Annotated in this window: 18 protein-coding genes and 1 other RNA gene; 12 read left to right on the forward strand and 7 right to left on the reverse strand. The window is 50.3% G+C overall.

Annotation, left to right across the window (positions count from 1 at the left end):
- Window positions 1–11 precede the first annotated feature (11 nt).
- The 7 genes from Q8K39_RS17655 to Q8K39_RS17685 form a co-directional block, all read right to left on the reverse strand.
- Window positions 12–719 carry a hypothetical protein gene (locus tag Q8K39_RS17655; RefSeq protein ID WP_305262255.1) on the reverse strand — a complete coding sequence of 236 codons (708 nt, stop codon included), beginning with the start codon at window positions 717–719 and terminating at the stop codon, window positions 12–14.
- Window positions 719–1,306: a hypothetical protein gene (locus Q8K39_RS17660; RefSeq protein ID WP_305262257.1), complete on the reverse strand. Its 588-nt coding sequence runs from the start codon at window positions 1,304–1,306 to the stop codon at window positions 719–721. The genes Q8K39_RS17655 and Q8K39_RS17660 overlap by 1 nt, the downstream gene beginning before the upstream one ends.
- A gap of 340 nt (window positions 1,307–1,646) precedes the next feature.
- Window positions 1,647–2,006, reverse strand: a transfer-messenger RNA (tmRNA) gene (gene ssrA, locus Q8K39_RS17665).
- Window positions 2,007–2,050: 44 nt separating this feature from the next.
- On the reverse strand, window positions 2,051–2,728 hold the full coding sequence (locus Q8K39_RS17670; protein ID WP_305262259.1) for an HAD family hydrolase: 678 nt from the start codon (window positions 2,726–2,728) through the stop codon (window positions 2,051–2,053).
- A 52-nt stretch (window positions 2,729–2,780) separates the two neighbouring features.
- Entirely contained in the window at window positions 2,781–3,485 is a 705-nt protein-coding gene (ubiG, locus tag Q8K39_RS17675) for a bifunctional 2-polyprenyl-6-hydroxyphenol methylase/3-demethylubiquinol 3-O-methyltransferase UbiG (protein WP_186952909.1), read from the reverse strand.
- A gap of 187 nt (window positions 3,486–3,672) precedes the next feature.
- A complete protein-coding gene (ompA, locus tag Q8K39_RS17680) occupies window positions 3,673–4,332 on the reverse strand; it encodes an outer membrane protein OmpA (protein WP_305262261.1) in 660 nt (219 codons plus the stop codon).
- Window positions 4,333–4,639: 307 nt separating this feature from the next.
- Entirely contained in the window at window positions 4,640–5,212 is a 573-nt protein-coding gene (locus Q8K39_RS17685; RefSeq protein WP_305262263.1) for an OmpA family protein, read from the reverse strand.
- Between the two features lie 299 nt (window positions 5,213–5,511).
- Here Q8K39_RS17685 and gyrA point away from each other — a divergent pair, with 299 nt between their 5' ends.
- The 12 genes from gyrA to rfaE1 all read left to right on the forward strand — a co-directional run bounded on the left by gyrA (window position 5,512) and on the right by rfaE1 (window position 19,890).
- On the forward strand, window positions 5,512–8,163 hold the full coding sequence (gene gyrA / locus Q8K39_RS17690; protein WP_305262265.1) for a DNA gyrase subunit A: 2,652 nt from the start codon (window positions 5,512–5,514) through the stop codon (window positions 8,161–8,163).
- Window positions 8,164–8,169: 6 nt separating this feature from the next.
- Complete coding sequence (gene serC / locus Q8K39_RS17695; protein WP_305262267.1) at window positions 8,170–9,273, forward strand: 3-phosphoserine/phosphohydroxythreonine transaminase; 1,104 nt, start codon at window positions 8,170–8,172, stop codon at window positions 9,271–9,273.
- A gap of 203 nt (window positions 9,274–9,476) precedes the next feature.
- Window positions 9,477–10,550 (forward strand): prephenate dehydratase, encoded by a 1,074-nt coding sequence (pheA, locus tag Q8K39_RS17700; RefSeq protein WP_305262269.1) that lies wholly within the window; start codon window positions 9,477–9,479, stop codon window positions 10,548–10,550.
- Window positions 10,551–10,557: 7 nt separating this feature from the next.
- Window positions 10,558–11,466 carry a prephenate dehydrogenase/arogenate dehydrogenase family protein gene (locus Q8K39_RS17705; protein ID WP_305262271.1) on the forward strand — a complete coding sequence of 303 codons (909 nt, stop codon included), beginning with the start codon at window positions 10,558–10,560 and terminating at the stop codon, window positions 11,464–11,466.
- Window positions 11,467–11,520: 54 nt separating this feature from the next.
- Window positions 11,521–12,858 (forward strand): 3-phosphoshikimate 1-carboxyvinyltransferase, encoded by a 1,338-nt coding sequence (gene aroA, locus Q8K39_RS17710; RefSeq protein WP_305262273.1) that lies wholly within the window; start codon window positions 11,521–11,523, stop codon window positions 12,856–12,858.
- Between the two features lie 18 nt (window positions 12,859–12,876).
- Window positions 12,877–13,554, forward strand: a complete 678-nt coding sequence (cmk, locus tag Q8K39_RS17715; RefSeq protein ID WP_186952924.1) for a (d)CMP kinase — start codon at window positions 12,877–12,879, stop codon at window positions 13,552–13,554.
- Between the two features lie 154 nt (window positions 13,555–13,708).
- Entirely contained in the window at window positions 13,709–15,412 is a 1,704-nt protein-coding gene (gene rpsA / locus Q8K39_RS17720; protein WP_186952926.1) for a 30S ribosomal protein S1, read from the forward strand.
- Between the two features lie 24 nt (window positions 15,413–15,436).
- A complete protein-coding gene (locus tag Q8K39_RS17725) occupies window positions 15,437–15,742 on the forward strand; it encodes an integration host factor subunit beta (protein WP_110256992.1) in 306 nt (101 codons plus the stop codon).
- A gap of 166 nt (window positions 15,743–15,908) precedes the next feature.
- Window positions 15,909–16,223 (forward strand): lipopolysaccharide assembly LapA domain-containing protein, encoded by a 315-nt coding sequence (locus Q8K39_RS17730; RefSeq protein ID WP_305262277.1) that lies wholly within the window; start codon window positions 15,909–15,911, stop codon window positions 16,221–16,223.
- Between the two features lie 23 nt (window positions 16,224–16,246).
- The gene (gene lapB, locus Q8K39_RS17735; RefSeq protein WP_305262278.1) at window positions 16,247–17,422 is read left to right on the forward strand and encodes a lipopolysaccharide assembly protein LapB; all 1,176 of its coding nucleotides are present in this window, start codon (window positions 16,247–16,249) and stop codon (window positions 17,420–17,422) included.
- A 148-nt stretch (window positions 17,423–17,570) separates the two neighbouring features.
- Window positions 17,571–18,944 carry a UDP-glucose/GDP-mannose dehydrogenase family protein gene (locus Q8K39_RS17740; protein ID WP_305262279.1) on the forward strand — a complete coding sequence of 458 codons (1,374 nt, stop codon included), beginning with the start codon at window positions 17,571–17,573 and terminating at the stop codon, window positions 18,942–18,944.
- Between the two features lie 10 nt (window positions 18,945–18,954).
- A complete protein-coding gene (gene rfaE1, locus Q8K39_RS17745; protein ID WP_305262280.1) occupies window positions 18,955–19,890 on the forward strand; it encodes a D-glycero-beta-D-manno-heptose-7-phosphate kinase in 936 nt (311 codons plus the stop codon).
- The last annotated feature ends 3 nt before the right edge of the window (window positions 19,891–19,893 follow it).

Consider the following 19,893-nt stretch of genomic DNA (forward strand, 5'->3'; position numbering starts at 1 on the left):
ATTCTTTGATGTTATGGTTTTGGCGCTACTTGATTTGATGTGGCTTGCTTAGTGTTAGATGTCTGCGGCGATTTACTTTCCAACATTGGTTTGTAGTATAAGAGGTAGGTTAATACGAATGTTGCCAGCGAGCCAGTTAAGAAGGTAATAAGCCAAGTTATCCAAGTCGTTGGATTTGCGGCGAGCCATCTTTTCAATTTGGCACATTTTGTTTCAGGAATATCTGAAATCTCTGCGAATCGATGAATTGGTTCATGTTGGATGGTTGATTCGGTTGAGAGAAAAATAACTGAACCAAGTTTTGCTCCCCGCGCAATTTCGACTTTTCTACTCGTAGTATTAAAGAGTCTGAGTTTCAATTTCCCGTTAAAGGACGGTTCTACTTTTGCGGGTGTTACTATGATCCCACGGGACAAGAACATGCTTCCTGTAGGAAGTACAATTCCATATCGATTATGTGGAACCCTTATTTCTTCGGCTACTTCCACGACTATTGATTCATTTCGTTGAATTGTGATTGAGTCAGTAATCTTAATCAGATTTTTGTTTTCATCACTATAGTTTTGGTTCCAACCTGCACCGAGTGATAATTCAATTGAATATTCTTCTATATTTTCGAGTTTTGCATTCGTATATATCAGACTATTACTTGACATGGAATTGCGTATGAATTCCTCTTGGTTTTGAACCGTTCTTCCTTTTATTTTGAGGATTGTCATTAGATTTGCTTTTCATCATCGGGTTGTGAAATCCTTCCTTCATTCCATTGGCCTCTGTACGGGTCAACTTGGCCATCGACCGCCATAATCACTACGTGCGCAAATCTAGCTCCGAATTGAATTTCAAAATCAGTGTAGTGCGTATTTGTGAGTGCAAAGGTCATCGGACCACTATAGCCAGGAGGAAGGATGCTAGATTGAAAGAGTATGCCACTACGGAAGAGTGTACTTCGTGGGAAAAAAATTGCACTCAAATGTATGGGTAATGAAAATTCCTCAAGTGTAGTAGCCAAATAAGTTTTCCCTGGCCGCAAAATGAAAAGTTCATTTGAGTTTAATTCGAGTTGCGTTGAGTCTGGTGTGCGTCTAGTTTCTCGCAAAAGGCTGCCACTTCCGTTCGTAATCTCTGACAGTGACGCTACTCTTAAGTCAAACCCCACACCTTCAGGCTCATTTAATTCCCGCTCAGAGAGATTTTGGATTATTTCACCTCGCTGAATTGCATCTAACAGAGCGTGTGGCGGATAAATCATTTGCACTCCTTTTTGTTGAAATAATATTTTGATAATGAATTGATTTCCTCTCAATTATTGCCTCTTTGTCACTCATGGCAATTAGGAATTTCTACATTTAAATATATTGATCATTAAGTTTTTGTGGGTTTTATGGCGAACTAATTCCCAAATTAGAATTAGTCTTAGAGACTAAGGTCTATAATATAAATGCTTAAGCCAAGCATAACTAGTTACATAGACTGTAAAATTTTTATTTGTTGCTTTTGTAACTTGCAAGCTTCTCGGATACGTAAATCAAGTATTAATGAGTGTGCAGTGTCATCTATTCATCCCCGCGTGCCGTGTGTTGTATACCCACTAAATCAATCAAAATAAAAAAACCACCCAATAAATTGGATGGCTTTTCATATTCTGGTGGAGTCGGCGGGAATCGAACCCGCGTCCAGAAGCACTCTACAGACAGTTCTACATACTTAGTGCTGCCATTTGATTTAATCCTGACGACGCGGACGCACACGCTGCGGCAGGACGAGTTACCTATTATTTAATCGAGAGTCAAGTAACCCGGCTCAAGACGATTCCATATGAATGTCCTTACTGCTGTTGCCAGCCCACCCTATGGACGAAGTGGTGTAAGGTTAGCCGGTATTAAGCGGCTAATGCGTACGAGTTATCGTTTGCAGTTATATAGTTCAGATTGTATTTACGAGGTAGTCTGGCCTCGGTATGCCCTGCGCTGCTTTGCAACCCCTGTCGAAACCTGGTCGACCCCTAAGCTTTGCTAGTATATCCCATATATAGCCTGGTACGGAAGTTTCAAGAGCCTACGGCCTGTAAATGTTTGGCGCGTATCAGCTCCAGCAGTTCCAGCGGGCTGTCGATGATGGCGTCGGCTTTCCAGTGTTTGGGTTCGGTGGCACCACAATAACCCCAGGCGGCGGCGACGCTGGTCATGCCGGCGGCTTCGGCGGCTTGGATATCGCGCAGGTCGTCACCGACGTACCAGCAATTTTCTGAGCGTATGCCCAATTGCCTTGCGGCTTCCAGCAAGGGGGCAGGGTGGGGTTTGGAATGGGGAGTGGTGTCACCGGAGATGACGCAGCGTGCTTCCTGCAAATCCAGCAATGGCATCAGCGGGCGCGTGAAGCGCATGGCTTTGTTGGTGACTATACCCCAGGCTACGCCCATGACATCCAGGCCGCGCAGCAGGTCAGGCACTTGCTTGAACAGTTTGCTGTGGACGGCGATGGCAGATTCATACTGATTTAAAAATTCAACGCGCATGGCTTCGTAGTCTGGGTGTTCAGGCTTGATGCCAAAGCCAGCGCCCAGTAAACCGCGTGCACCGGCCGATGCATGGGGACGCAAGCTTTGGTAATGGACGGGTGCCAGTTGGCGGTTTTTCCGCATGACATTGACGGCTGCGGCCAGGTCGGGGGCTGTGTCGGCCAGTGTACCGTCCAGGTCAAACAGGATTGCTTGTGGAGTTTGCATAATAAAAAATCAAAAGCACGCCCTCATGATTGATGAAGGCGATTTGTTAAGTTCACAGCGGGCGCGTACAGGCAACCATGTAGTTGACGCTGGTATCAGCATTCAGTGAATAGATTTGGGTGAGGGGGTTGTAACTCAATCCCTTCATCGCATGTAATTCGAGACCGGCATTGCGTATGTCTTGTGACAATTCTGCGGGCGTGATGAACTTGGCATAGTCATGCGTACCTTTGGGCAGCATTTGCAGCAGGTATTCTGCACCGATGACTGCGAACAAATAGGCCTTGGCATTGCGGTTCAGGGTCGAAAAGAATAGATGGCCACCGGGCTTGACCATTTTGGCGCATGCCTTGATGATGGATGCGGGGTCGGGCACGTGTTCCAGCATTTCCATGCAGGTGACGATGTCGAATTGGCCAGCCTCAGCTTCTGCCATGTCTTCAGCGGCGATTTTTTTATAGCGCACACTCACACCAGATTCCAGGCCATGCAGGTCTGCCACTTTGAGCGCCTTGTCAGAGAGGTCTATGCCGGTGACTATGGCGCCTTTTTTTGCCATGGATTCTGCCAGGATGCCGCCACCGCAACCAACGTCGATGACTTGCTTGCCCGCCAGCGGTGCGCGCTGGTTGATCCATTCCAGTCGCAATGGGTTGATTTCATGCAGTGGTTTGAATTCGGAAGTGGGGTCCCACCAACGATGGGCAAGTTCACTAAATTTCTGGATTTCTGCGGGATCAGCGTTCAAGGTCGACATGATGTGGTCTGAAGTGCCGGGTCAGGGCATGAGCTGCGAAACCGCTATTGTAGGCGATTCGGACTAGTACTGCATTGGTGAAAGACAAACATAGAGAGCAATAGTTTTGCGTGTCCAGAAAACGACAAACCCCGCAAAAGCGGGGTTTGTTACTCATATCAAAGCTTAAAACCTTGATTGATGAGAATTATTTCTTCAAGTTGCGTGTACCAACAACTTCGATTTCAACGCGACGGTTTTTGGCGCGGCCATCAGCTGTTTTATTGTCAGCTACTGGTTGTTTTTCGCCTTTGCCTTCGGTGTAAACACGGTTAGCTTCGATACCTTTGCTTACCAAGTAAGCTTTGACTGCTTCAGCGCGACGGATAGACAATTTTTGGTTGTATTCGTCAGAGCCTACAGAGTCAGTGTGACCAACAGCAATCACAACTTCCAGATTGATGGATTTCAATTTGGATGCCATGTCGTCGAGTTTGACTTTAGCTTCTGGTTTCAGAACAGCTTTGTCAAAATCAAAGAATGCATCAGCTGCGAACGTTACTTTTTCAGAAGTAGGTGCAGGTGGAGCAACTGGTTTTGGAGGCACAACTGGTGTTACTGCCGGTGCTGGTGTTACTGCGGCTGGTGCAGCTGGTTTTACCAGTGGTGCATCGCAACCTGGAACTGCGTCAGCAGGTGTCCAGTAGCCTGTGCGCCAGCACAGACCAAATGGGTCACGTGCAATTACACCGCGACCATCTTGTACATAGGCGCTGTGTGGCTTGTTGGCCATGATGTCTTGTTGTGCGGAAGCAGAAAAGGATGCTACTGCGGACGCTGCGATAACGAGCTTGACTAAATTTTTCATATTTCTCCTCTCGGGTGAGATTATTACCGCAGATGAACTGCGCGAAATTACTGCATAAAACCACATATTAACACGGCGATGATGACATTACTATTTCGTCAAACATCATCAAGCCATTTATCAACATTCGTTCTATTTTGCCATATTCAGCAAGTTTAAGACGAAAATTGTTAAATCGGCAAAGTTACACTTAGTCAAATATGTCGCATATTTACAACTTAATATGCACTTTGGCAAGTTAATACCAGTTTCAAAAGGGGAAATTGTTTATTTAAGGCCAAGCTTTGGTGACTTTTCCCCGTTGAGTTTATTTGGCCAGGCCACGCCCCTCTATGACAATGCGGCGGTTTGGTGCCATGCATTCCATCAATTTGGCTTTGGGCTGTTTGTCGTCGCAAGCCTTGATTTGTTGGGTTTTGCCCATGCCCATGGTCTCCATGGAAGTATTCAGACCCTTGCTGCCGAGGTAGGCAACCACGGCATCGGCATTTTTTTCCGATGATTTTTGGGTTTGCGCATGGCTACCGTTCAAGTCAGTATGGCCACTGACGACGATCAGGTCGACTTTGGCACAGTTGGCTAATTTGGCCATGACTTCATTGTCGATGCGTTCCTTGCCTTTGCTGTTAAGTGTAGATTTGTTGCGCTCGAAAATTTCATCGCTAGGCAGGGTGAGGGCAAAGTCGCAGCGTTTGGGTGGGGCAGGTGGTGCTGGCGGGGCGACTGGTGCTGGAGGTGTAGCTGGTACGGCGGCCGAGGCGGGGGCTTCTGCGCCTTGTGCTGCTGACGCAGGTGCTGCTGGATTGGATTGGGCAAATACTGTTGCGATAGGGAGGGTGAATGCTGCAAGCGCGCAAAGTGCTGTCAAATTCTTTAACATGGTTGTCTCCGTGGGGGTGTTGATTATTTTGAGGGGTGTTTTTTATTATGCTTTTGATTAAATCATATAAATTTGCGCTCAGGCTGTCATTTGAACGACAGTGTTGCAAACCCTTGCTTGGCAATTTTGCTGGCTACAGGCAGAGTTTGGCTGACTTAATTGCTATAAATGGAATTCAGGGTGGGAGGCATGTTAGAATCAAGAGTTAAACGTCAGTCTTTAATAGTCTTAATAAGATGTTATTGAGGACGTAGTCGAAGACGTTATTAATTAACCAAGCTCTAATTCGCCGGCCGCCAATGGATCAATTCGCAAAAGAAACACTCCCGATTTCCCTTGAAGAAGAAATGCGCAAAAGCTATCTCGATTACGCGATGAGCGTTATCGTAGGTCGCGCTTTGCCGGATGTGCGTGATGGCTTAAAGCCTGTGCATCGTCGCGTATTGTTCGCGATGCACGAAATGAACAATGTCTATAACCGCCCATTCGTCAAATGTGCGCGTGTGGTGGGTGAAGTCATGGGTAAGTACCATCCCCACGGCGATGCCTCCATTTACGACACGCTGGTGCGTATGGCGCAGGATTTTTCCCTGCGGTATACCCTGGTCGATGGTCAGGGTAACTTCGGCTCCATCGATGGCGATAATGCTGCGGCGATGCGTTATACCGAGTGCCGTCTGGACAAGATCGCCAATGAAATCCTGGCTGATATCGAAAAAGAAACAGTCGACTTCGTCCCCAACTATGACGGTAAGGAAAGAGAGCCGTCAGTTCTGCCTACCCGCATCCCGAATCTGCTGATCAACGGTGCATCCGGTATTGCGGTGGGTATGGCGACGAATATCCCGCCACATAATATTACAGAGATCATCAACGGTGCCCTGCATGTCTTGCGCAATAGCGATTGCACGATCGATGAACTGATCGAGATCATCCCTGCGCCAGATTTTCCTACTGGTGGCATTATTTATGGTGTGTCTGGTGTGCGCGACGGTTACCGCACTGGTCGTGGCCGTGTGGTCATGCGCGCCAAGACCCACTTTGAAGAATTTGGCAAAGAAAATCGCACGGCACTGATCGTTGACGAACTGCCTTACCAGGTCAATAAAAAATCCCTGCTGGAACGTATCGCTGAACTGGTACGTGACAAAAAGCTCGATGGTATTTCTGACATCCGCGATGAATCCGATAAATCGGGCATGCGCGTGGTTATCGAACTCAAGCGTGGCGAAGTACCTGATGTGGTACTGAACAATTTGTACAAGCAAACGCAGTTGCAAGACACCTTCGGCATGAACATGGTGGCGCTGGTGAATGGCCAGCCTAAACTGCTGAACCTGAAGGAAATGCTGTCCTGCTTCTTGTCACATCGCCGTGAAGTTGTGACACGCCGCACTCTGTTTGAGCTGCGCAAGGCGCGTGAACGTGGTCATGTGCTGGAAGGCCTTGCAGTTGCGCTGGCGAATATCGATGACTTTATCGCCATCATCCGCGCTGCACCGACGCCACCGATCGCGAAACAGGAATTGATGACCCGTGCCTGGGATAGTTCCATGGTGCGCGAGATGCTGACACGTACTGCGGCTGACAATTTAGCTGGCATTGATGCTTTCCGCCCTGAGAATTTGCCCAAGCATTACGGCATACAGCCTGATGGCCTGTATAAATTGTCTGACGACCAGGCGCAAGAAATCCTGCAAATGCGTTTGCAACGCCTGACTGGCCTGGAACAAGACAAGATCGTCAACGAATACAAAGACGTCATGGCAGAAATCGCCGATTTGCTGGACATCTTGTCCAAGCCAGAACGCGTCACCGTCATCATCACTGATGAGCTGACCCTGGCTCGCAATGAATACGGCGAAGGCAACAAAGACGTACGCCGTTCAGAAATCACCCATAACGCTACTGACCTGGGCACAGAAGACCTGATCACGCCGCAAGACATGGTCGTGACCTTGTCGCACACTGGTTATATGAAGTCGCAACCTTTGTCTGAATACCGTGCGCAAAAACGCGGTGGTCGTGGCAAGCAGGCGACTGCAACCAAGGATGATGACTGGATTGAGCAACTCTTCGTGGCCAATACCCATGATTACATCCTGTGCTTCAGTAACCGTGGCCGCATGTACTGGTTGAAGGTATGGGAAGTGCCACAAGGCTCGCGTACTTCACGCGGCAAGCCTATCGTGAACATGTTCCCATTGCAGGACGGTGAAAAAATTACGGTCATCCTGCCTTTGTCTGGTGATAACCGTACTTTCCCTGAAGACCATTATGTCTTCATGTCCACCAGCCTTGGCACGGTCAAGAAAACACCTTTGACTGACTTTAGTAATCCACGTAAAGCCGGCATTATTGCGGTTGATCTGGATGAGGGCGATTTCCTTATCGGTGCAGCGCTGACGGATGGCAAGCATGACGTCATGCTGTTCTCTGATTCTGGCAAGGCTGTACGCTTTGATGAAAACGATGTACGTCCTATGGGCCGTACCGCCCGTGGTGTACGTGGTATGAATCTGGATGAAGGTCAGCAAGTCATTGCATTGCTGGTAGCTGAAAATGAACAGCAATCTGTGTTGACTGCGACTGAAAACGGCTTCGGTAAGCGTACACCTATCACTGAATACACGCGACACGGCCGTGGTACCAAGGGCATGATCGCGATTCAGACTTCCGAGCGTAACGGCAAGGTTGTGGCAGCTACTCTGGTTGAAACAACGGATGAAATCATGTTGATCACTACTGGTGGTATCCTGATACGTACCCGTGTTTCCGAGATCCGCGAAATGGGTCGCGCAACTCAGGGTGTGACGCTGATTGCTGTGGAAGATGGCACCAAGCTGTCCGGTCTGCAACGTATTGTTGAAACAGATGCGGATGTAGATACAGGCGATAACGGTGCAGGCGAAGCGGAAGGCAGCGCACCAGAAGCTGACGCAGCGGAGTAAAACATCATGACGACGATCTACAATTTCTCTGCAGGCCCGGCAGTATTGCCGAAAGAGGTATTGCAGCAAGCCGCTGCCGAAATGCTGGACTGGCATGGCAGTGGCATGTCCGTCATGGAAATGAGCCACCGCGGGCCAGAATTCATGTCCATTATCGCTGCTGCGCAAAGTGATTTGCGCGAGCTGCTGGCGGTGCCGGACAATTATAAAATCCTGTTCCTGCAAGGTGGTGGCCTGGGTGAAAATGCTATCGTTCCCATGAATCTGATGGGGCGCAAGCCGCAGCCGGCAACGGCTGATTTCATCCACACTGGCTCCTGGACTGGCAAGTCCATCAAGGAAGCAAAAAAATACGGCAATGTGAATGTCGCTGCTTCTGGCGAGGCCAGCGGGTTTACTACCGTGCCACCACGCGATAGCTGGAAATTGACGCCAGGTGCAGCCTATGTGCATCTGTGCACCAATGAAACCATAGATGGTATCGAATACAATTTTGCTCCGGATATCGCCGCTGAAACTGGCGATGCGCCGATTGTTGCCGATATGTCTTCGCACATATTGTCACGCGTGATTGACGTGTCCAAATATGGCGTCATCTTTGGTGGCGCGCAAAAGAATATCGGCCCGGCAGGTCTGACCATCGTCATTGTGCGTGAAGATTTGCTAGGCCATGCCTTGCCGATCTGCCCATCCGCCTTTGACTGGAAAATCGTCGCCGACAATGATTCCATGTACAACACCCCGCCGACCTATGCGATTTATATCGCGGGCCTGGTGTTCCAGTGGCTCAAGCAGCAGGGCGGTGTGGCAGCGATGGAGCAAAAGAATATTGCCAAATCCAACCTGTTGTATGACTACCTGGATTCCACAGACTTTTATGAAAACCGGGTAGAAAAAGGCAGCCGTTCGCGTATGAATGTGCCTTTCTACCTGAAAGATGAAAATCTGAATGCGGCATTCCTGGCAGAAGCCAAGGCGAATGGCCTGTTGCAATTGAAAGGCCATAAATCAGTAGGCGGCATGCGTGCATCGATTTATAACGCCATGCCTATAGAAGGTGTACAGGCCCTGGTCAGCTTCATGCAAGAGTTTGCCCGCAAACATTCCTGAGCAAGTTTGCATTAAAATCACTTGTTCAATATATATACTCCAGTCAGCCCTTTCTGAGCATGGCACAACACCATCACCTGGAAACCGTGGCGCTGACAAGCCGGATCAAAAGCCTGGCGAGTAGCAAAGTATGATCTGGCATGGCGCAGTTAAACACTGCTGGCCATGCCCACACCTTATCAAACACGGTTTTTAGGTACAGTATGAGCGACAATAAATTACTCCCCCTGCGCATCAAAATTGATGCCATCGATGCACAAATCCTGGATTTGCTGAACCAGCGCGCCCGCGTGGCCGAAGAAGTAGGTCATGTCAAGGCAGAAACCAATGCCCCGGTGTTTCGCCCGGAACGCGAAGCACAAGTCTTGCGCGGCGTGGCGGAGCGCAATCCGGGTCCGTTGCTCAGTGACGATATACAACTGATCTTCCGCGAAATCATGTCGGCTTGCCGTGCACTGGAGCGCCGCGTGGTGGTGGCTTTCCTTGGCCCTGTCGGCACCTTCAGTGAGCAGGCCGTCTACAAGCAATTTGGTCATGCTATCCAGCCTTTGCCTTGCGTATCCATTGATGAAGTTTTTCGTGCTACAGAAGCTGGTACGGCAGATTTTGGTGTCGTGCCTATCGAGAATTCATCAGAAGGCGCGATCAACCGCACGCTCGACCTGCTCTTGCAAACCAGCCTCGCCATCAGTGGTGAGTTGGCGATAGCTGTGCAGCATAGCCTGATGAGCAAGTCTGGCAATATGGAGGGCATCAGCCGCATCTGCGCCCACTCACAAGCTCTGGCGCAATGCCAGGCCTGGCTGAACCAGCATTATCCACATGTGGAAAGACATGCAGTGGCATCGAATGCAGAGGCAGCACGCATGGCCAGTGGTGACTATACGGTGGCGGCGATTGCCAGTGAAATTGCCGGTCATCAGTACAACCTGGGCATAGTCTCTGCACATATCCAGGACGACCCGCATAACCGTACCCGTTTTGCGGTCATTGGCCGTCTGCGTACCACGCCTAGCGGCAAAGACCAGACTTCCATCGTGCTGGCGACGCCAAACAAGGCGGGCGCTGTCTACAACCTGCTGGCCCCACTGGAAAAGCATGGCGTATCGATGACGCGTTTTGAGTCACGCCCTGCACGCACCGGCAATTGGGAATATTATTTCTATGTTGATGTGGAAGGCCATGTCATGGATGCCAAGGTAGAAGCCGCCATGTCCGAGTTGAATGACAAGGCAGCCTTCTTCAAGGTGCTGGGCTCTTACCCTTGTACAGTGTGAGTGCCTGATGCAAAAAGCTTTTCAACGTATTGCGATTTTTGGCGTAGGTTTGATTGGTGGCTCGTTTGCCCTGGCTTTAAAAAAGGCTGGTGCAGTTGAGCAGATAGTCGGAGTAGGGCGCAGTCAAGCTTCGCTGGAAAAAGCGCAGCAACTGGGTATCATCAATGAAATAGCCTTGAATGCCGAGCAGGCATTGCGCAACTGTGATCTGGTGCTGATTGCCGCGCCCGTCGCACAAACCGGCGCGATATTGAAGGCGATTTATCCGCATCTGCAAGCCGGTACGATAGTCACGGATGCGGGCAGTACCAAGGCCGATGTGGTGGCAGCAGCACGCGCCAGCCTCGGTGAAAAGATTGCGCAATTTGTACCGGCGCATCCGATAGCCGGACGTGAACTAAATGGGCCTGAGGCAGCACTGGTGGATTTGTATGTTGGCAAAAAAGCGGTCATCACCCGCCTGCCAGAAAATACTGATGCTGATGTGGCTAGGGTGGCCTGGGCCTGGCAGCAATGCGGTGCCATCATTCATCATCTGGAGCCTGCGGCACATGACGGCGTATTTGCCGCAGTCAGCCATTTGCCGCATTTGCTGGCTTATGCCCTGGTCGATGATATTGCCCGCAAGCCGCATGCGGATACCTTGTTCCAATATGCAGCAAGTGGCTTCCGCGACTTTACCCGCATTGCCGGTTCATCACCAGAAATGTGGCGTGACATCAGCCTGGCGAACCGTGCTGCGATGTTGCAGGAACTGGATTCGTATACTGCCCGCCTGTCCATTTTGCGCCAGCATCTGGTGGATGCCAACAGTGACGGCATAGAAGGTATTTACGCCAATGCCCAGCGCGCGCGCCATAACTGGATCAGCGCCATTGAGGCAGCCGAGAAACAGCAGCGTGAAGGTGGGGATTGATAACGCTTATGCGTTTCTCTCGTCTTCAAACTCAGATCAGAATTGAATAAGACCATGACACAAGCAAGCAAACATTATCCGCATTACCTCGATCTGCAACCTGTCATGCAGGTGCAGGGCACTGTCAAATTACCGGGTTCAAAAAGCATTTCCAATCGTACACTTTTGCTGGCAGCGCTGGCGGAAGGTAAGACCCAGATCATGGATTTGCTGGCATCCGATGACACCCTGGTCATGCTGAACGCTTTGACGCAATTAGGCGTGCACTGGGAACAGGATGGCGATAGCCAGAACTACACGGTAGATGGCGTCAAAGGTCATTTCCCCAAACACCAGGCCGATTTGTTCATGGGCAATGCCGGTACTGCGATACGCCCGTTGGTTGGCGCACTGGCGGTATTGGGTGGGGATTACACCATCCACGGTGTGCACCGCATGCATGAACGTCCTATCGGTGACCTGGTTGATGCACTCAACGAAGCTGGTGCGCAGATTGAATATACAGGTAATCCCGGTTACCCGCCGCTGCATATACGCCGTGGCCATATCCATGCCCAGCGTTTGCAGGTCAAAGGTAATGTTTCCAGCCAGTTTTTGACTGCATTGTTGATGGCCGCACCTTTGATGGCACGTGAACATGACGTGACGATAGAAGTGGTCGGTGAGCTGATTTCCAAGCCCTATATCGAAATCACTCTGAACCTCATGCAAAAATTTGGCGTGACGGTAGCGCGTGATGGCTGGCAGGCATTTACAGTCGCAAAAGGCCAGCATTATGTGTCGCCTGGCGTCATCCATGTGGAAGGCGATGCTTCTTCTGCATCCTATTTCCTGGCGGCAGGTGCAATCGCTGGCGGTCCTATCCGTGTAGAAGGTGTGGGCAAGTCCAGCATCCAAGGCGATGTACGCTTTGCAGAAGCGCTGGAAAAGATGGGGGCAACGATTACCCGTGGCGATAACTGGATAGAAGCCAGCTCGAACGGTGTCTTGCAAGCCATAGACATGGACTTCAACCATATTCCCGATGCTGCCATGACGATTGCGGTAGCTGCTCTGTATGCCAATGGCACCACTACGCTGCGCAATATTGCCAGCTGGCGCGTCAAGGAGACCGATCGCTTGTCTGCCATGGCGACAGAATTGCGCAAACTGGGTGCGATAGTGGAAGAGGGGGCCGACTATATGACGGTGACGCCGCCTGGGCATATATTGCCAGCTACCATCGATACCTATGATGATCACCGGATGGCTATGTGTTTCTCTTTGGCCAGTCTCGATGGACGTGCCCGCAGAGGTGCTACTATGCGCATCAACGATCCAAAATGCGTGGCCAAGACTTTTCCTGATTATTTTGAAGTCTTTGCCAAGATTAATCACAAAGATTTGTTTTAAAGGTTTTTATTGTTATCTATGACTGCACGTAGTCCTGTTATCACGATAGACGGCCCTACCGCATCCGGTAAGGGCACGGTGGCACACAGGGTAGCCAAGCATCTGGGTTTTCATTACCTGGATTCTGGAGCCTTGTACCGCCTCACTGCCCTAATGGCTACCCGCCATGGCATCGCACTGGAAGATGAAGCTGCCATTGCTACGATGGCAAGAACCCTGCCTTGTCGTTTTGTTCACGGACATGTTTTTCTTGAAGAAGCTGATGTTACCGACGCTGTGCGGGCAGAAGAAGTTGGCGTGGCTGCCTCGCGCATTGCTGTTTTGCCAGCAGTGCGCCAGGCGCTGGTCGATTTGCAGGTGGCTTTTCGCTATACACCCGGTCTGGTGGCTGACGGCCGTGATATGGGAACTGTCATCTTCCCTGATGCCAGCTTAAAAGTTTTCTTGACAGCAAGTGCAGAGGCGCGCGCAAGCCGTCGATATAAGCAATTGATTGAAAAGGGAATTTCTGCTAATATGGAAAACTTGGTAAAAGATTTGATGGAACGTGATGCGAGAGATAGTGCCCGCACCACAGCGCCGCTCAAGCCTGCGCCAGACGCGATCATCCTGGATACATCTGAATTAACTGCTGAAGAAGCAGTCAGTAAAGTCCTGGTCTGGTATGCGCAAACACAGACAAACAACGCCGTATAGGTAGCTTAGGTAATAAGTAGCTGGTGAAGTCTGCATGTGTCGTTTCAAGTGCCTTTATTGACGCAAGGTTAATAAAGGGATGTTCAACCTAACCCGGTAAACAGTGCCTTTGTGCTATTCCGGCTAACTTGTAAATACTATGTCTACTGTTTTTATGTCCCAAGATTTCGCAACCGGTGCAGATAGCTTCGCAGCTTTGTTCGAAGAATCCCTGTCACGTCAGGATATGCGTTCCGGTGAAGTGATTTCTGCTGAAGTTGTCCGTATCGACCACAACTTCGTGATCGTTAACGCTGGCTTGAAGTCTGAAGCCTTTATCCCTGTTGAAGAATTCAAAAACGACCAGGGCGACCTGGAAGTTAATATCGGCGATTTCGTTTCCGTAGCGATTGATTCGCTGGAAAACGGTTTCGGCGACACAATTTTGTCCCGTGACAAAGCTAAACGTCTGGCTTCCTGGCTCGCGCTGGAAAAAGCGCTGGAGTCTGGCGAGATCGTTACTGGTACAGTAAATGGCAAAGTCAAAGGTGGTCTGACTGTTCTGACGAACGGCATCCGCGCTTTCTTGCCAGGTTCTTTGGTTGATACACGCCCAGTTAAGGATACAACTCCTTACGAAGGCAAAACCATGGAATTCAAAGTTATCAAGCTCGACCGCAAACGTAATAACGTTGTGCTGTCCCGCCGCGCTGTTGTTGAAGCGTCCATGGGCGAAGAGCGTCAAAAACTGATGGAAACCCTGAAAGAAGGCACAGTGGTTACTGGTATTGTTAAAAATATCACTGACTACGGCGCGTTCGTTGATCTGGGCGGCATCGATGGCTTGTTGCATATCACTGATCTGGCATGGCGTCGTGTACGTCACCCTTCCGAGGTGTTGACAGTTGGTCAGGAAATCACTGCAAAAGTATTGAAATTCGACCAAGAGAAAAACCGTGTTTCCCTGGGCGTAAAACAACTGGGCGACGACCCATGGACAGGTTTGTCCCGTCGTTACCCAGCGAACACACGTCTGTTCGGTAAAGTAACGAATCTGACCGACTACGGCGCGTTTGTTGAAGTCGAGCAAGGTATCGAAGGTCTGGTTCACGTTTCCGAAATGGACTGGACTAACAAAAACGTTGCACCAAACAAAGTTGTTCAATTGGGCGACGAAGTTGAAGTCATGGTTCTGGAAATCGACGAAGAACGTCGTCGTATCAGCCTGGGCATGAAACAGTGCAAAGCCAATCCTTGGGATGATTTCGCGATCAACCACAAGAAAGGTGACAAAGTTCGCGGCGCGATCAAGTCCATCACTGACTTCGGCGTATTTATCGGTTTGTCTGGCAACATCGACGGTCTGGTACATTTGTCTGATCTGTCCTGGAACGAAACAGGCGAAGAAGCGGTACGTCGCTTCAAGAAAGGTGACGAACTGGAAGCTATCGTTCTGGCTATCGATGTTGAGCGTGAGCGTGTTTCTCTGGGCGTTAAACAGCTGGAAGGCGACCCATTCAACAACTACTGCGCAATGAATGACAAAGGTGCAGTTGTCGTTGGTACAGTTAAATCTGTTGAAGCCAAAGGCGCAGTAATCCAGTTGGCAGACGACGTTGAAGGTTACCTGCGTGCATCCGAAATCTCCCGCGACCGCGTGGAAGATGCTGGTACACACCTGAAAGTCGGCGACAGCGTTGAAGCCCTGGTATTGAACATCGATCGCAAAGCTCGTGGCATCCAATTGTCTATCAAAGCTAAAGATAGCGTTGAAACACAAGAAGCTATGCAAAAAATGTCCGTTACTGATTCCAACGCAGCATCCGGCACAACCAGCCTGGGCGCTTTGTTGAAAGCCAAGCTCGACAATAAAAACTAAGCTTACGTCATAAGATTTATTACTATGACTAAGTCGGAGCTGATAGCTCGTCTGGCAGAGCGATATCCGCAACTGGTAGCTAAAGATGTGGATATTGCTGTTAAAACTATACTGGATGCAATGTCGGATGCCCTGGCAACAGGACAACGCATAGAAATCCGTGGGTTTGGCAGCTTTGCACTGAACAGTCGTCCACCACGGATAGGTCGTAATCCTAAATCCGGTGACAAGGTGATGGTCCCTGAAAAACGGGTGCCGCACTTCAAGCCAGGTAAGGAATTGCGCGAACGTGTTGATGCCATGGTGGGGCAACCGATACACGATGACTAAGTCAGGCTGACTGGTTGTTGAGCTCGGAATTTTGAGCTAATTAGATGACGCAAAGATAAAAACGGCATATCGGTTTTCCGATATGCCGTTTTTTTTCAGTACAATGCTCTTTTCGGGATTAATTGCTTAATTGACGATTTTTCCGCTTATCCTCAAGGATGCATACATGAAATATATTTCAAGATTGTTCGCCATTGTCCTGTTTATCCTGTTCTTTGGCTTTGCCTTGAAAAACGACCAGATAGTCACGCTGCAATATTTCTTTGGCTATCAACAGTCTGCGCCGCTGGTCATCATGCTGCTGGCTTTTTTTGCTGGCGGTGCTACGCTGGGCGCACTGGCCATGGTACCTATGGTCTTCCGCCACAGACGCGATCTGCACAAGCATAAAAAGACCCTGGCAGAAATTGAAAAAGAACGTGAAGCAGCGCAAAGGGCCAGCACACAAGCCCCGCAGCCTGATAGCATTCGCAATACCTGAAAACACAATAAGAAAAAACGCACATGGAATTTGAAATCTGGTGGTTACTTGGTATCCCCTTATTCTTCACCCTTGGCTGGACTGCTGCGCGTATCGATATACGTCAGTTGATCTCGGAATCCCGCAGCCTGCCGCGTGGCTATTTCAAGGGTTTGAATTTCCTGCTGAATGATGAGCCTGACAAGGCCATTGATGCCTTCATCGACATTGTCAGGCTTGATCCTGAGGCAGTAGACTTGCATTTTGCCCTTGGTAACTTGTTCCGCCGCCGTGGCGAGACTGAACGAGCTATCCGCGTCCATCAAAACCTGCTGGCCAGGCCAGACTTGCCTACCGAGCAAAAAACCCAGGCCATGTATGAACTGGGCCAGGATTACCTGAAAGCCGGTTTGCTCGACCGCGCCGAAGAAACCTATAACCTGCTCGTCAATAGTCCCTATGAAGCCCAGGCCAGGCGCGCCTTGCTGGAAATCTACCAGCGTGAAAAAGAATGGGCGCGCGCCATAGAAGCAGCGAATGCCTTGCAGGAATGTGGTGCTGGTGGCCGTCAAAAAGAAATTGCCCAGTTCTACTGTGAAATTGCCCAGGATGAACTGGTGCATACCAATACCGCTGCCGCTTTGGCCAGCCTGGAAAAAGCACTGGCAGCAGACCGCAATAATGTACGTGCCATCATTCTCATGGGTGACGTGTATATGGCCAGTGGCGACACTGAAGTAGCCTTGTCCACCTGGCGCAGGGTAGAGCAGCAAAGTGTGCCGCACGTAGCCCTGGTAGCCCAGCGCCTCATGGATGGTTACCGCAAGCTCGACAAACCGCAAGAAGGCTTGAATCTACTGAAGAATTATCTGGCGGAGGCGCCATCCATCGATTTGCTGGAAGTGGTTTTCAAGGCCACGCTGGAACTGGAAGGTGTGGAAGCAGTCAATAGCCTGGTCAGTGAAGAATTACGCAGGACGCCGACGCTGCTGGGCCTGGATAAATTGCTGGATGGCCGCATCATGGTTGTGCCACCTGAAGTCAGGCCTGAATTGGCCATCATCAAGAATCTGGTCCACGGTTACGCACAAAAGCTGGCTCGCTATCAGTGCTCGCATTGCGGGTTCAAGGCTAGGCAATTTTACTGGCATTGCCCGGGTTGCAGTAAATGGGAAACTTACCCACCGCGCCGTACTGAAGAACTCAATGTAATGAATTAATAGGCTCGCTCCAGATAAGGAAAGAGCATTCCCTGAATACTCATTGAGCTTTAAAGAATCTTGAATAAGGTCCGTGATCCGAAACTCTATGTTGATGACTAGATGTCTGGATGCACGGAATGACTTATTTTTATATGGTGATGAAAAAATGAAAATCACAATTATTGGTACAGGTTATGTTGGTCTGGTCACAGGCGCCTGCCTGGCTGAATTGGGAAATGATGTGTTTTGCCTGGATGTTGACCAGCGCAAAATTGATATTCTCAATAACGGCGGCATCCCTATCCATGAGCCTGGCCTGGAAGAAATCGTCGCGCGCAACCGAGCTGCGGGCCGCATACAGTTTTCTACCGATGTCGAAGCCAGCGTCAAGCACGGTGATGTGCAGTTCATCGCTGTCGGCACACCGCCAGATGAAGATGGTTCTGCCGATTTGCAATATGTCGTTGCTGCGGCAAAAAACATCGGCAAGTACATGACGAATTTCAAGGTCGTCGTTGATAAATCTACCGTGCCTGTCGGCACGGCTGACCGCGTCAGTGCCGCCATTTCTGCGGAGCTAGGGGCACGTTCTGTGACGGCAGAATTTTCGGTGGTATCCAATCCAGAATTTTTGAAAGAAGGCGCGGCCGTAGAAGACTTCATGCGTCCTGACCGCATCGTCATCGGTTGCGACCAGACACCGCAGGGAGAGAAAGCCCGTAGCCAGATGAAGAAACTGTATGCGCCTTTCAATCGCAATCATGAACGCACTTACTGGATGGATGTGCGCTCGGCAGAGTTCACCAAATATGCCGCGAACGCCATGCTGGCGACCCGCATCTCGTTCATGAACGAGCTGGCGAATCTGGCTGACCATGTCGGTGCCGATATTGAAGCAGTACGTCACGGCATCGGCTCTGATCCTCGCATAGGCCACAGTTTTTTGTATGCCGGTTGCGGCTATGGCGGCTCTTGCTTCCCCAAAGACGTGCAGGCGCTGGAACGCACAGCACAGGACTATGGTCTGAATCTTCTGATACTGCAGGCGGTGGAAGCAGTCAATGCACGTCAAAAGCAGGTACTTGGCGACAAGATGCAGCAGCGCTTTGGTGAAAATCTCAGTGGCCGCCATTTCGCCATCTGGGGCCTGGCATTCAAACCGAATACCGATGATATGCGTGCGGCGTCTTCGCGTGTCTTGCTGGGCGAATTGTTGCGCGCAGGTGCTACGGTGGCGGTTTATGACCCGGTGGCCATGCAGGAAGCCAAGCGCGTGCTGGAACTGGATTTCTATGATGCACCAGAATTGCTGGCTTCCATACGCTATGCCGCCAACCCCATGGATGCGCTGGTGGATGCTGACGCATTGGCCATTGTTACTGAATGGAAGGCCTTCCGCAGTCCGGATTTTGACGAAGTCAAGGCGCGCCTGAAACAGCCGGTGGTGTTTGATGGCCGCAATCTGTTCGAGCCTACGGTCATGACTGAGTTGGGCATTGAATACCACGGCATAGGCCGCTCCGTATTGACAAGTAAATGACGAACAAATAATGCAAAATATTGATGCAAAGATGAAGCGTATTCTGGTCGCTGGCGATGTCATGCTGGACAGATACTGGTTTGGCGAAGTTAACCGCATATCACCCGAAGCCCCGGTGCCTATCGTGCGCGTGGAAAAAAGTGAAGAACGCCTCGGTGGTGCAGCCAATGTGGCACGCAATGCCGTCGCCCTGGGTGTGCAGGCTGCCTTGATGGGAGTCATTGGTGACGATGATGCTGGCAATAGCATGGAGCGCCTGCTGAAGACTTCAGGCATAGAAGCTTATCTCAGCCGTGATCAGCAAATTTCTACCATCATCAAGCTGCGCGTCATCGGCAGGCAACAGCAATTGTTGCGTATCGATTTTGAAGAACGTCCGACTGAGCATGTCCTGCGTGACAAACTCAATCGCTTCAATTCCTTGTTGACTGGCTATGATGTCGTCGTCTTGTCAGACTATGCAAAAGGCAGTCTGGTGAATGTCAGCGCCATGATCGCTGCGGCAAAGGCAGCGGGCAAGATTGTGCTGGTTGACCCCAAGGGGAGTGACTTCAAACGTTATGCCGGTGCCAGCTTGCTGACTCCGAACAAGTCGGAGCTGAAGCAAATCATCGGAGACTGGCCAAATGAAGAAGAACTGACAGCCAGGGCGCAGCAACTGCGCGCAGAGCTGTACATCGACGCCTTGCTGCTGACCCGTTCTGAAGAAGGCATGACCTTATTCACAGCTGATGGTGTGACCCATGTGCCAGCAATGGCGCGTGAAGTATTTGATGTTTCTGGTGCCGGTGATACCGTCATCGCTACCATGGCTGTCATGCTGGCGCAAGGAAAGTCCATGCAAGAGGCGGTAGTGATTGCCAACCGTGCGGGCGGTATAGTCGTTGGCAAGCTGGGTACGGCGACTGTGACGCGAGAAGAACTCTTTCCTGAGTCTGCACATTAAATT

Source organism: Undibacterium sp. (assembly GCF_030683615.1).
GTDB classification, from domain to species: domain Bacteria; phylum Pseudomonadota; class Gammaproteobacteria; order Burkholderiales; family Burkholderiaceae_D; genus Undibacterium; species Undibacterium umbellatum.

Bases quoted from the DNA above. Each gene is read 5' to 3' on its own strand.
- Q8K39_RS17655 (WP_305262255.1), bottom strand. From the start codon at position 719: ATGACAATCCTCAAAATAAAAGGAAGAACGGTTCAAAACCAAGAGGAA.
- Q8K39_RS17670 (WP_305262259.1), bottom strand. From the start codon at position 2,728: ATGCAAACTCCACAAGCAATCCTGTTTGACCTGGACGGTACACTGGCC.
- ubiG (WP_186952909.1), bottom strand. From the start codon at position 3,485: ATGTCGACCTTGAACGCTGATCCCGCAGAAATCCAGAAATTTAGTGAA.
- ompA (WP_305262261.1), bottom strand. From the start codon at position 4,332: ATGAAAAATTTAGTCAAGCTCGTTATCGCAGCGTCCGCAGTAGCATCC.
- Q8K39_RS17685 (WP_305262263.1), bottom strand. From the start codon at position 5,212: ATGTTAAAGAATTTGACAGCACTTTGCGCGCTTGCAGCATTCACCCTC.
- gyrA (WP_305262265.1), top strand. From the start codon at position 5,512: ATGGATCAATTCGCAAAAGAAACACTCCCGATTTCCCTTGAAGAAGAA.
- serC (WP_305262267.1), top strand. From the start codon at position 8,170: ATGACGACGATCTACAATTTCTCTGCAGGCCCGGCAGTATTGCCGAAA.
- pheA (WP_305262269.1), top strand. From the start codon at position 9,477: ATGAGCGACAATAAATTACTCCCCCTGCGCATCAAAATTGATGCCATC.
- Q8K39_RS17705 (WP_305262271.1), top strand. From the start codon at position 10,558: ATGCAAAAAGCTTTTCAACGTATTGCGATTTTTGGCGTAGGTTTGATT.
- aroA (WP_305262273.1), top strand. From the start codon at position 11,521: ATGACACAAGCAAGCAAACATTATCCGCATTACCTCGATCTGCAACCT.
- cmk (WP_186952924.1), top strand. From the start codon at position 12,877: ATGACTGCACGTAGTCCTGTTATCACGATAGACGGCCCTACCGCATCC.
- rpsA (WP_186952926.1), top strand. From the start codon at position 13,709: ATGTCCCAAGATTTCGCAACCGGTGCAGATAGCTTCGCAGCTTTGTTC.
- Q8K39_RS17725 (WP_110256992.1), top strand. From the start codon at position 15,437: ATGACTAAGTCGGAGCTGATAGCTCGTCTGGCAGAGCGATATCCGCAA.
- Q8K39_RS17730 (WP_305262277.1), top strand. From the start codon at position 15,909: ATGAAATATATTTCAAGATTGTTCGCCATTGTCCTGTTTATCCTGTTC.
- lapB (WP_305262278.1), top strand. From the start codon at position 16,247: ATGGAATTTGAAATCTGGTGGTTACTTGGTATCCCCTTATTCTTCACC.
- Q8K39_RS17740 (WP_305262279.1), top strand. From the start codon at position 17,571: ATGAAAATCACAATTATTGGTACAGGTTATGTTGGTCTGGTCACAGGC.
- rfaE1 (WP_305262280.1), top strand. From the start codon at position 18,955: ATGCAAAATATTGATGCAAAGATGAAGCGTATTCTGGTCGCTGGCGAT.